10 protein-coding genes are annotated in these 11,987 nt (G+C 46.9%); 2 read left to right on the top strand and 8 right to left on the bottom strand.

Annotated elements, in window-relative coordinates:
- Positions 1–57 precede the first annotated feature (57 nt).
- From purB to AWB54_RS15910, 4 genes are all read right to left on the bottom strand, one after another.
- Positions 58–1,353: an adenylosuccinate lyase gene (gene purB / locus AWB54_RS07765; RefSeq protein WP_061214040.1), complete on the bottom strand. Its 1,296-nt coding sequence runs from the start codon at positions 1,351–1,353 to the stop codon at positions 58–60.
- A 38-nt stretch (positions 1,354–1,391) separates the two neighbouring features.
- A complete protein-coding gene (purE, locus tag AWB54_RS07760) occupies positions 1,392–1,907 on the bottom strand; it encodes a 5-(carboxyamino)imidazole ribonucleotide mutase (protein ID WP_061214039.1) in 516 nt (171 codons plus the stop codon).
- 352 nt (positions 1,908–2,259) lie between these two features.
- Positions 2,260–3,471, bottom strand: a complete 1,212-nt coding sequence (locus tag AWB54_RS07755; protein ID WP_061214038.1) for an esterase/lipase family protein — start codon at positions 3,469–3,471, stop codon at positions 2,260–2,262.
- A gap of 93 nt (positions 3,472–3,564) precedes the next feature.
- Entirely contained in the window at positions 3,565–3,741 is a 177-nt protein-coding gene (locus AWB54_RS15910; protein WP_160328924.1) for a hypothetical protein, read from the bottom strand.
- Between the two features lie 240 nt (positions 3,742–3,981).
- On the opposite strand from AWB54_RS15910, the gene AWB54_RS07750 reads away from it, so the two are divergent.
- The gene (locus tag AWB54_RS07750) at positions 3,982–4,437 is read left to right on the top strand and encodes a ferritin-like domain-containing protein (protein ID WP_061214037.1); all 456 of its coding nucleotides are present in this window, start codon (positions 3,982–3,984) and stop codon (positions 4,435–4,437) included.
- Between the two features lie 228 nt (positions 4,438–4,665).
- Here the strand turns inward: AWB54_RS07750 and guaA are convergent, their stop codons facing one another.
- From guaA to AWB54_RS07735, 3 genes are all read right to left on the bottom strand, one after another.
- Positions 4,666–6,198: a glutamine-hydrolyzing GMP synthase gene (guaA, locus tag AWB54_RS07745; protein ID WP_061214036.1), complete on the bottom strand. Its 1,533-nt coding sequence runs from the start codon at positions 6,196–6,198 to the stop codon at positions 4,666–4,668.
- A 10-nt stretch (positions 6,199–6,208) separates the two neighbouring features.
- Entirely contained in the window at positions 6,209–6,748 is a 540-nt protein-coding gene (hpt, locus tag AWB54_RS07740; RefSeq protein WP_061214035.1) for a hypoxanthine phosphoribosyltransferase, read from the bottom strand.
- A gap of 115 nt (positions 6,749–6,863) precedes the next feature.
- Positions 6,864–7,580 (bottom strand): hypothetical protein, encoded by a 717-nt coding sequence (locus AWB54_RS07735; protein ID WP_061214034.1) that lies wholly within the window; start codon positions 7,578–7,580, stop codon positions 6,864–6,866.
- Between the two features lie 210 nt (positions 7,581–7,790).
- Here AWB54_RS07735 and glnA point away from each other — a divergent pair, with 210 nt between their 5' ends.
- Positions 7,791–9,224, top strand: coding sequence for a type I glutamate--ammonia ligase (gene glnA / locus AWB54_RS07730; RefSeq protein WP_082736085.1), 1,434 nt, complete (start codon positions 7,791–7,793; stop codon positions 9,222–9,224).
- A 54-nt stretch (positions 9,225–9,278) separates the two neighbouring features.
- Here the strand turns inward: glnA and AWB54_RS07725 are convergent, their stop codons facing one another.
- Positions 9,279–11,519: a TOMM precursor leader peptide-binding protein gene (locus AWB54_RS07725; RefSeq protein WP_061214033.1), complete on the bottom strand. Its 2,241-nt coding sequence runs from the start codon at positions 11,517–11,519 to the stop codon at positions 9,279–9,281.
- Positions 11,520–11,987 lie beyond the last annotated feature (468 nt).

The raw sequence follows: 11,987 nt of genomic DNA, 5'->3' as shown, positions 1-11,987 counted from the left end.
TATACCCGGGAACAGTTTTTTTGCAGTGGCATCTTAGTTAGAAAAGTGAAATTTCCATCAATCCAAGCCGCAGCGTTTAAAAATGTAATCTACCTGGGCCTGGTAAATAGAGAGATCAAATATGCCCTCGATTTCATCATGGGAGAGCAGCTGCATTATAGCAGCGTCTTTCTCCACCAGAGTTTTAAAGTCCAACCTTTCTTGCCAGCTTTTCATAGAGTTTCTCTGTACCAAATGGTAGGCTTCTTCACGCGAAAGACCTTTTGTTAGCAGAGCCAGCAGCAACTCCTGCGAAAACACCAACCCTCGCGTTTTCTTCATATTTTCCAACATGTTTTCTTCATAGACCACCAACCCTTGAACCACAGCTCGGAATTTTTCTAAAACATAATCCAGTAAAATACAGCTATCCGGAATGATAATCCTCTCCACCGAAGAGTGGGTCAAATCCCTTTCATGCCAGAGGGCTACATTTTCCAGGGCGGCCAAAGCGTTGCCCCGTATAACCCTTGATAGACCGGCAACTCGCTCACTCATCATGGGATTACGCTTATGAGGCATGGCCGAGGAACCCTTCTGTCCCTGGCGAAATGGTTCTTCCACCTCTAAAATTTCGCTTCTCTGCAAGTTGCGAATCTCTGTGGCCATTTTTTCCAAAGAGCTGGCAATAATGGCCAAAGTAGTCATAAACTGAGCATGCCGGTCACGTTGAATTACCTGGGTAGAAACTGGGCAGGGTTTGAGCCCTAATTGGTGACAAACATACTCTTCCACCCGAGGGTCCAGGTGAGCAAAATTGCCCATCGCTCCCGATATGGCGCCAAAAGATATTATTTCCCGGGCCTGTTCCAAACGCAGAATATTTCGCTTAATTTCACTGTACCACAGGGCCATCTTCAAGCCAAAGGTACTGGGCTCGCCATGTACCCCGTGTGTTCGGCCAATATTAAGACTGTACCTATAGCGGATAGCCTTTTCGGCTACTACCCTTTGTAGTTTTTCCAGCTTGTCCTGAATTAAATCGGCAGATTCGCGCATCTGTAAAGCCAGTCCGGTATCCAGTATATCTGAAGAGGTCATGCCCAGGTGAATATACTTGGAATCATCTCCCACATATTCGGCTACATTGGTCAAAAATGCGATTACATCATGACGAACCTCGGCTTCAATCTCTTTAATCCTATCCAGTTTAAATGCTGCCCTTCCTCTAATTATCTCTACGGCTGACAACGGTATTTTACCTAATTCAGCCCAGGCTTCACAGGCGGCAATTTCGATTTTCAACCAGTTTTTAAGTTTATTTTCTTCCGACCAAACCCTTCCCATTTCACTCAGGGTATACCTTTCAATCATTTTGGACTCCCCTTTTTAAGGTTAATGCCACTGCAAATCTATTTTTTTATGTTCAAATACGCATCGGCGCCCAAGTCTTGCAACTTCCGGTCTTTTTCTCGAACTTCCCGGGCCATTTTATTTCGATATTCTTGCAAGTGCTGCCAAATGCTTTCATCATGCAGGGCCAAAATCTGCAAAGCCAGGAGGGCCGCATTGGCACTACCATTGATGGCTACCGTAGCTACAGGGATTCCCCGGGGCATTTGCACAATGGAATAAAGCGAGTCAACCCCGGAAAGACTGCTGGTTTTTATGGGAACCCCGATAACCGGAAGCAGAGTATAAGAGGCAATTACTCCAGGTAGATGTGCGGCACCACCGGCTCCGGCAATTATTACTTCGATTCCCCTGTCCCGAGCCTCCTTTGCATAGGCCGCGGTTTCAGCAGGCAAACGGTGGGCCGAACAGATCGTATATTCATATTCTATAGCAAATTCTCGGAGTATATCCCCAGCATTTTTCATTATAGCCAGGTCGGAATCACTTCCCATAATAATTCCCACTCTGGGCATATTAGCATTCCCCCTTATTTATAAAATTCTTATTACGAATTCATGATGTCATTAGCTTGATTTACCAGTTATTTTGCCGCTTTTCTCACAGAAAACAAGAGTAAAACCAGGCAAAAAGTAACAAGCCCGGAAGGACAGGATTCGTAACCGAAACCTATCCGCCTGGGCTTTTATCCCTATACGGTGTAGTGCAATCCTGCACCTGTGTCACTTGGACCAGACCATACCAAGATGCGGAACCCTAGACACACTTTCGCGTTTCTAAAACTTAAACGTATTTCTTTCATTTCCAGCTTTACACCTTGATATTAGCAGAGCATTCCTGGCCTGTCAACTTGCTCCCTTCCCTGCTTTAATCCCGTAATTGCCGATCCACCCAACGGCCTGCCCGGCGGGCAAAAAGAAGTTCCAGGTGGTTTAGCGGGAGAACGGTCTTTTCCAGGAGATGAGCACCTTCCCTCATTAAACCATCTGTATAAAGAACACTATCCACCAGAACCAGTCCATCACTGGGAGCGCTGCATTCCCCCGGTAAACAATTAAGGAAATGTTTATCGCCAGCCAGAACAGCAAGCTCAATCTCTGGAGGCAGGCCATGCCGGTTAAGCTTTTGCATACAAGAGCCTCCGTCCTGTATAGCCGCCTCAATCCCCCGGGAATGACTGATTAGTCCAGACCCACCATAATAGGTAGACCACCAATCTTGCTGCAGCGGATCTAAAGCGAATTTCTCATCCCAGCGAGCAAGCATCTGGCTCTGTCCCGGAAAACAGCCATCATGATAAATAGCCTGCTTGCTGCAATCCACCAGGCTCCCCAGGGAAAGTACTTGATCCCAGGCCATAACCCCATTGGAGCCGGAAATATAAATAAGGTAATTAAACAGGGGATTGCGAAAGGCAAAGTCGGTTCCTCCGTTGGGTGTTCCCAGCATTATGTATCGTCTTACCTCACCACTGTATGGAGTTGAAGCCAATCCGGACAAATATATCCAGGCAGCCAGGCCCCCTTTACTGTGAGCCAATACATCCACCTGGGGAGCACCGGTCAATTCTCGCACCCGGGAAATAGCATCAGCTAGTTGTAGCGCCTGGTAATAATTATCCCCATGAGGATGGGAAAAGCTGAGGGCAAATACCCTGTAACCAAGCTCAACCAACTGTTGTTGCAAACCGGTATATCCCAAAGCAAATACATCGCAAAAAGAGGTGGCATCCAATCCAGCCCCATGAAGCAAAAGCAAGGGAACCGCGTTTCTGTTGCTATCCCAGCCGACTGCGTAATGTAGCAGGTAATTTTTGGCGTCAGGTGTGGCGCTGCCAAAATGCGCGATGATATCTTTATCCAGCTGACGGTTATTTTCACAAAAGTGTTGTTCTTTGCCGGCCAGGCTTTCCACTTCTCGGCACTCAACCCGTTCCCAGAAACGGTTGCTGTTTTTATACTCCATTCCCACATTTAAAAAAATATCGTGGGATACACTCTGCCAAAACTCTAAACCTATTTGACCCAGACCCCGGCTCAGGTAATCTCCCAGAGCCATAGCGCTCAAAATATCAAGCATTCTACCTCTCCTTCCATTGCTCTATTATAGCAATCCAGGAAGGATTCAACCAGGAATACTCTATGTCTTAGAGCAAAACCTCCCTTTGGGTCCCTAAAGTATTCCCTGCAATTTAGCTCTGAGATTTCTAATCTGTTCCTTTAATTCCCGGGCCTCTTCTCTCACTTCGCTGTCCGGAGCTGCCAGGAAATGCGCGAACCCGCTTCCCTGTTCCAATTCCTCCAGCTCGCTGGCCAGTCTTGCCGCCAGTTGTTTAATATATTCTTCCAATCTAACACCCCCTTGTTTTACCATTTTTGCCCAGGGTGCCAGAATTCATTCATAGCAAAGAGCGCATAACTCAAGCAACATGCTATATTTGCATGCATTTAAAGAACAGGCAAGCCACTCATCTATAAAACCCTTTATGATTTACAACTAGCTAGTTGTAAATATTTAAAATTTTATGATTTTGCTAATAATACAAAATGGCAGCTTAAAAAACGAATCTAATGTGAGGAGGAAAAATAGATGAATCCGAGTGAATTTGAAAGGATAATGAAACTGGCCATAGAGGCCGAGACGGAAGCTTACGAGTTCTACCGTGATGTGTCTGAAAAAATAACAGATACCTCAGTAAAAAAGATTTATCAAGAATTTGCCCAAGAAGAATTAGGACATCGTACTTTGCTGGAACAGATCTTAAGACACGATATTAAAAGTTTCTCTTTTACTGGAGCTAGCAATTATAAAGTATCAGAAACGGTAGAATTGCCTCGCCTATCATTGGAATTAAAACCGGTGGATGCCATTGCCCTGGCTATGAAAAAAGAGGAAGAAGCGATGAAAACTTATTCTTCTTTGGCCGCTCTTTCTGCCGATCCGGAAAAACAAAAAATCCTTTCCGAGTTGGCTAAAATGGAGGAAGGACATAAGGCTCGAATGGAGGCACTTTATACTAACACTGCTTTTCCCGAAGTCTGGTAATCATCACAATAAAAAGGGACTGTTCTTTAATCGGGAGAATTCGAAGCCGAAGATACGAAACATATGACAACAGGAAACAAGTATCTTCGTTACTACTTATTTCAGGCTGCTGATTGCTGCCTGTTCCTGACTGATTCCCTTGGCTTCCGCTCTGCTTTTCGATTGCCTCGGGCATGTCTTAGGCCTCTGAAACCCTTTATTTCACCGGGTTCAGAGGCATTTTGGCGTCTATTCCCATTCAATGGTTCCGGGAGGCTTGGAAGTGATGTCATAGGCCACCCGGTTGACACCGGCCACTTCGTTAACGATACGGCGCGCCATAATATCCAGGAGTTCCCAGGGGAGTTTAGCCACTTCCGCCGTCATAGCATCTTCGCTGATTACAGCGCGAATAATTATGGGATAGGCATAGGTACGAGCATCACCCATTACACCTACACTCCTTACCGGGGGCAGAACGGCAAATGCCTGCCAGATTTCCCTTTCCAGACCGGCCTTTTTTATTTCATCGCGGACAATCGCATCGGCTTCCCGCAATATTCCCAGTTTTTCAAAAGTAACTTCCTCCAGCACCCTTACCCCCAGACCGGGCCCGGGAAACGGCTGGCGCCATAGAATCTCCGCAGGGATGCCCAACCTTTCTCCCACCAGGCGGACTTCGTCTTTAAAGAGCAAGCGCAGGGGTTCAATTAGCTGGAAATCCATATCCTCCGGCAATCCCCCCACATTATGGTGACTTTTGATGGTCTGCGCAGTGCTGGTTCCGCTTTCCACAATGTCCGGATAAATGGTTCCCTGAACCAGGTAGTCTATTTCTCCCAGTTTGGCTTTCTCTTCCTCAAATATGCGGATAAATTCCTCTCCGATAATCTTGCGTTTCCTCTCCGGCTCGGTAATTCCAGTCAGTTTGGCCAGAAATCTTTCTCCCGCATCTACAAAAACCAGGTTCATCTTCATTTCTTTAGCAAAAGTATCAATTACCTGGCGGGCTTCTCCTTTTCTTAAGAGGCCATTATCCACAAAAACACAGATCAGCTGCTCCCCCACTGCCTGGTGCACCAGGGTGGCCGCCACGGAAGAATCTACCCCGCCGCTCAAGGCGCAAAGAACTCGTTTATTTCCTACTTTGTTTTTGACCTCCGCAATGGCTTCACTAATAAAATCACTAAGATCCCAATCTCCTCGAAGACCACAAATCTCAAACAAGAATTTTTTTAATATATCCATACCATAGGTACTGTGTCTTACCTCGGGATGAAACTGCACCCCGTAGAGCTGGAGCTGTGGGCAACTGATAGCTGCTATCGGACAATTAGCTGTACTTGCCGTTATTCTAAAACCTTCGGGCACGCTAATAATAGTATCCCCATGGCTCATCCATACCTGCATTTGATCAGGAAGACCTTTAAATATTTCGTCCTCCCCCGTGAGCTGTAAAACTGCACGGCCATATTCCCGCAAGGAAGAAGGTTGAACCTTCCCGCCCATTTGCTCGGCCATTAACTGCATACCGTAACAAATGCCCAGAACGGGAATACCCAGAGAAAAAACCCGGGGGTCGCAATGAGGAGCCTCACCCCCGTGAACACTGGCCGGACTTCCGGTTAATATTATTGCCTGAGGTTCTTTAGCCACTATTTCTTCGTAGCCAGTATCATAAGGAAGCATTTCGCTATAAACTGATAGCTCTCGAACCCGGCGGGCAATTAGTTGGTTATACTGTCCTCCAAAATCCAGGACCACAACCGTTTCTTTCTTCATTTATCCACCTCTAATTTTCGTAAACTGCAGGTTTTAAAACACATACAGCCGGATAATGCCGGTATTGTTCCGCATAATCCAAACCGTAACCCACCACAAATTTATCCGGAATGGTATATCCGACATAGTCGGGATGAATATCTGTTTTTCGCCGGGATGGCTTGTCCAGTAAACAGGCAATCTTCAAACTGCGCGGATTCCTATTTCTCAATATTTCGCAAATATATTTTAAAGTTAAACCAGTGTCAACTATATCTTCAACAATAAGGACATCCCTATCTTTTATGGAATATTCCAGATCCTTGACAATCCTCACCTCACCAGAAGAGGAAGTTGAGATGCCGTAGCTGGAAACATCCATAAAATCAAGCTCCACCGGAACTTCCATTTCCCTGATTAAATCAGCCATAAAAACAAAAGCGCCCTTTAATATTCCTACAACCAGCAAATCCCGCCCTTTATAATCCCGGGAGATTTGTTTTCCCATTTCTGCTACTTTTTGCTTCAGGGTTTCCCGATCAAATAAAACTTCAACCTTTACCAGATCCAATGTAAATCCCTCCCTATAAAGTGGATTATAACAACTTGAAGGGAAAGGTGCAATTAAATCGAGATTTAGGGGTGAAAACATAAAAGCAGGGGCCTTGAGCCCCTGCCGATAATCTTCAATTCTTTTTGGTACCGCTGGTATCCGGTGGTCTAATATCAATTTTCTGATTCCAATCCGAGAACTCTACCAACAAGTTTAACCTGGTATCCGGGGCCTTTTTGTTGACTGCTGTCAAATCCGCTTTTTTAACCATCCTTTCCTTATAATCCAACCATAAGCGATACTCAAAACTCTTCCATAAATTTTCCAATAACCGGCTTTCAATTGAGGGCCTGCAGCCCACTACCAAACACTCTACACCATCTACCTCTTCAAACCTTAACTTTTCTACCGCAGCTATCTGTTTGAATCTAAAATTGGACAGGGGATTGAGTTCTGAAATGAGCAATTCCTCCGACTTATTGGTATCACTTTCAATTATCAGCCATTTCTTAGAAAAAGCATCGTAATTGTAGATAGTGCGGTCAATATAGTAGATATCAACAGCTGTGTTAACCATCTCCCCCTTTATATGCGTATTTGCGCCGCTCTTTTCTCCTTCTACCCGGCTTATCACCTCCTTCCGTTCAGCCACGGTAAAGCATGAAGTAAGCTTATAGCGGTAGCTATCTACCGTGGTCATATTTTTTATGCTGGTTTGAAGTTCGATTTGCGGATCCAGTTGGGATTTTATATAGTATTCTTCTATGCTGCGGGCTGAAGCAGCTAATCCCAGTAATAGCAAAGCTATTAAGATAAGAATGATTAAGCGGGTTCGCTTCAGTTTATTCACCCCCAGAATGATCTGACAACTTTTTTTCTCGGAGAGTAATACATTTTATTAAGCGAAAAGAGTATATATACCGCCATCTGGAGAAGAATTTTATTCCAAGGCAAAGACTTCTAAAACCAGGATTATCTATTACCCTCATATTTACTATGTATGGCTTATCTGCTATAATTCTCACGGAATTTGTTGTATAGAGCAAAGGAGGCTTTATAAGTGTTTGAGAGTTTTGACGAGGCACTGGGTTTTTGCAATGAACAAGCTATCAGAATGATTGATTTCAAGATAATAGACCTGCTGGGAAGGTGGCACCACCTGAGCATTCCCCTGGGCCGCTTCAAACCGGAAATTTTAGAATACGGCATCGGTTTTGATGGTTCCAATTATGGTTTTGCCCCGGTAGAAAATAGCGATATGGTGTTTATTCCCGACCTCAGCACCGCTGTTTATGATCCTTTTACCGTGGTTCCCACCCTCAGCATGATAGGCGATATCTTTGTTATAGCTCAACCGGACAACTACCGTTTTGACCAGGACCCGCGCAGCATAGCGGCCAAAGCGGAAGAATATATGAAATCCACCGGTATTGCTGATGAGATGAGAATCGGGCCGGAATTCGAGTTTCATGTTTTTGACCATGTCAGTTATGAATGTTCCCCGCAAAAGAGCGGTTTTACCATAGATGCTAAGCAGGCTATGTGGAACAGCGGAGACAATGAGAAGCAGAACCTGGGCTACAAAATTCCGGCAAACGGCGGCTATCATGTTGCTCCCCCGCAGGATATACTATACGATCTGAGAGCTCGTATGTGCCTGTTGATGGAAGATAACAATATTCCAGTCAAATACCATCATCACGAAGTAGGTGGTCCGGGACAGATTGAAATTGAGGTGGAGTTTGGTCCCCTGCGGGAAATGGCGGATAGAACTATGCTGGCCAAGTATCTCATTAAAAATCTGGCCTTTCAGGAAGGTAAAACCGTCACCTTCATGCCCAAGCCCATCTTTGCCGAAGCCGGCAACGGCATGCATGTACACATGCACCTTTTCAAAAACGGAGAACCCTTATTCTACGATGCCAGTGGCTACTCCAACCTGAGCCAACTGGCCTTGAACTTTATTGGCGGTATCCTGCAGCATGCCCCGGCTTTGCTGGCCTTTACCAATCCCAGCACCAATTCTTACAAACGCCTGATTCCGGGCTATGAAGCTCCGGTAAGCGTTTGTTTCGCCACCGCCAACCGCAGTGCGGTAATCCGGGTACCGGCTTACGCCAAAAGCCCCTATCACAAGCGTTTCGAATTTCGCTCTTCCGATGCCACCTGCAACCCCTACCTGGCTTACTCCGCTATCTTGATGGCCGGGCTGGACGGTGTGCAAAAGAAGATTGACCCTGTGACCGCAGGCTTTGGCCCCTATGACATGAACCTGTATAAGCTGCCGCCGGAAAAACAGGCTCAGATAAAATCCCTGCCCCGCTCACTGGATGAGGCCCTGGATGCCCTGGAAAAGGATTATGAATTCCTGCTTCCTGGGGGGGTATTTCCCCGGCGGCTGATAGAGATATGGATTGAAAAAAAGCGCAGGGAAACTCGAAAAGTTAATGAAATCCCCCATCCCATGGAGTTTGAGCTATATTACGACCTGTAAGTTGAAAAAACCGAAGGGAGCACCAGACGGGGAACCTGTTCCCCGTTTCTCTTCTTACAAAAACACCCCAATAGGATTCATTTCGCTTTCCAGCCTGGGTAGCGGAAGCCAGCCCATTTCCACCGGCACATCATACAGGCGACCGGGGGCCAGGCGTTTCCAGAAGTGCCTTAAACCGGGTACAATTACCTTAACCACCGCTATGCCGATATCGGGCCGGGTCTGCTCCAGGACCAGCATTTCCATGCCCTTGCGCTCTATGATTTGGCGACAGCTTTTTATATCGCTCAAGAAATCTTCCCCGGACAAATCATTATAGTCTCCGGCTTTTCGCACGCTTTTGCCCGAATGGGGAAGCAGATAAGGCTGATTGGCCACCGTGGCTTGCTTCAGCCATTCCGGGGTAGCGTTATCAATAATATTTTCTTCCCCCCATTTGCCATTTTCCAGTTCCAGGACAAAAAGCATCATCTGATTGAGCTCGGTTAAAGCCCGTATAAGGGCCAGGCGGGCATCAAAGTGAGCGCCAAACCCCATCATGATGGCCTCCTGGGCACCGCTGCTTTTACGGGTCAGTGCGGCAAATGCCGGGATATTCAAATCGCTGCTTAAATCCAAAACCCAGATTTCCCGATCATGCCGGCGATAATAACGCTGCATTTCGTGAATAAAGGGTTCGTTGAAACTGGCCAAATCTACTTCCGGCATCTGGAGACGGTTATACCACCAAATAGCCACACTATCGCGTTCCACCAATTCAAAAAAACCTTGTAAAATGGCTTCCTCCAGGATGTTGCCGGAAGCATTGCCATTGGAACAGGAAAAAAGCGTTTTATTTTCCGGGTGGCTGAAGTAACAAAAGGCCGTGGGCAGGTAGCGGAATTTTTCGCGAGTTAGGGACCATACCGCTGTCCAGTCCATTTCCTGATTCTCGTCAAAGGGTTCCGGCACCTGGTTAAACTTGCCCTCCCTGGCATTGGAAAGTTCCCGGTTGAGGTACTGGGTAGAGCTGAAATTCATAATCCGGTTAGGATGAATCGCCTCTTCCCCCAGTTCCCGGTAGCTGGCTCTTATCCGGGCCTCCTCCCCCCTGAATACGCCGGAATAACGCTCTACGGCTTCACAAAGGGCACCGGCTTTGGCCTGCATCTCGCTCATACCTTTTCCAGCACTCTGGGAACGCAAACCGCCGCGCAGTAAAGCCAGGTTTCCATACTTGGCGGCACAATTATGTCCGGAGTGATACACTTTCAGGAAGGAATCATCTTCCACCGGGTTATGGAGGAACTTCACCACACCGGTAATAGAGGAAACATGATGTCCATATTTTTGCAGGGTTTCTTCCGGCGAAATGCTCCGGTGTCCCCCGTCAAAGGTAAATAGCTTTTGAGTAGATTGCAGCAAGGGAGGCTGGGCTGCTTTATGTATATCAGCCGCTTGCCCACAGATTGGGCACTGGGGTCTTTTTACCAGGGCATGGCTTTCTATACTCATGTTATATATATCCAGGCTAATCATCTTGTTTTCGGAAAACAGGCTCCGTCCATTGAGCAACTGCTTGGCCACTTCCACTGCCAGCAGGTTCCAAACCAGACCGCGGGTGGCCGGTAGAGTGCCCGGGGGTATGTTTACCGGGGATTGAAGCTCCTGCTGCCGGCGAATATATTCTTCCACATCCCGGTTGTTTTGCAAACGTTGGGCCAGGCATTGCCAGCAGGCCGTTTTCCCCGGAATAAAGAGGGGACCCAGCCAGGGAATGCTGCCCCTGGCCTTGACCAGTATCCAGGACTGTTTTTCCCGGCAAAATTTCTGGTTTAATTCCTCCAGTTCCGGTTGCAGGTAATCATCCACCAGCACAATCAGCAGCTCTGCTTTTGCTGCTATTTCCAGCTGCATTTCTTGCAAGATTGATAGCAAAGTCCCAGTGGAATCACTGCCCAGGGATATTACGGAGACAGGATTGCTTTTTACTTTTTCAAAAAGCGCAGGAGTTTCAACCCCTAGCGCCGACCAGAAGGCCAGTTGCTCCCGGGGAAAATCCCCCCCGGCTTCTGTGATATAGGCTTTCTTCTCCAAAAGTGCCAGGGCGTAGTATATTTCAGCGATAGAAGCCTGACCAGCCAGGTGATCAATAATTTGATCAATACCGTGCTTTCCGTCCAGCAGCGGCGCCAGCAGGCAATAAATCCGGCCCTGCAATACATAGCAATCCAGCTCCGACAGAAGAAAAACCGCTTTTTCATCCTCTACTATATGGATATTAAAATGCGCTTTGAATTGTGGTTTTTCATGCATAGTCCTTACTCGATCATGGGGATGGTTATGCTGATCGAATTGCCCCTTTCCTCCTTCATTTAAGTATGGTTAATAAAATTGGAGATATGTTACGAACTTTCTCGCTCGCTCCCGTCCCATTGTTTCTCCCCTTGTTTTCCTATTAAAAATTGATTCTACTGCAAAAATTTTTTTGTATTCATTGGCTTGCATAAATATACCGCTCCAGCGTCCTTAATAGCGACCGAAGGGAGCATCAGTTGTGCCCGACAGGGCGCTTCGCATGGGCAACACCTGCGGCTTGTCTCGCGGCTCAAGGGGTACCGCGCTAATCTCCCGTCCTGGTCGGCAACCTTAATAGTGACACCCGCAGGGTGGAACACCAGGAGTACCCGCAGGGTGAAGCGCTCTCGCCACTCGCCTTCGCCGGGTGTTGCATCCATGCTTCGCCAACGCTCGCTTTGTATATTTATGCAACCCTTCTGCAAC

The organism is Syntrophomonas wolfei subsp. methylbutyratica (genome assembly GCF_001570625.1).
GTDB lineage: Bacteria > Bacillota > Syntrophomonadia > Syntrophomonadales > Syntrophomonadaceae > Syntrophomonas > Syntrophomonas methylbutyratica.
Note: the sequence above shows the minus strand (reverse complement) of the source record. Positions and strands in the feature narration are given on the sequence as shown.

Coding starts and splice junctions, on each gene's coding strand:
- guaA (WP_061214036.1), bottom strand. CDS start 6,198: ATGAAGAAAGAAACGGTTGTGGTCCTGGATTTTGGAGGACAGTATAAC.
- purE (WP_061214039.1), bottom strand. CDS start 1,907: ATGCCCAGAGTGGGAATTATTATGGGAAGTGATTCCGACCTGGCTATA.
- AWB54_RS07755 (WP_061214038.1), bottom strand. CDS start 3,471: ATGCTTGATATTTTGAGCGCTATGGCTCTGGGAGATTACCTGAGCCGG.
- AWB54_RS07725 (WP_061214033.1), bottom strand. CDS start 11,519: ATGCATGAAAAACCACAATTCAAAGCGCATTTTAATATCCATATAGTA.
- purB (WP_061214040.1), bottom strand. CDS start 1,353: ATGATTGAAAGGTATACCCTGAGTGAAATGGGAAGGGTTTGGTCGGAA.
- AWB54_RS07750 (WP_061214037.1), top strand. CDS start 3,982: ATGAATCCGAGTGAATTTGAAAGGATAATGAAACTGGCCATAGAGGCC.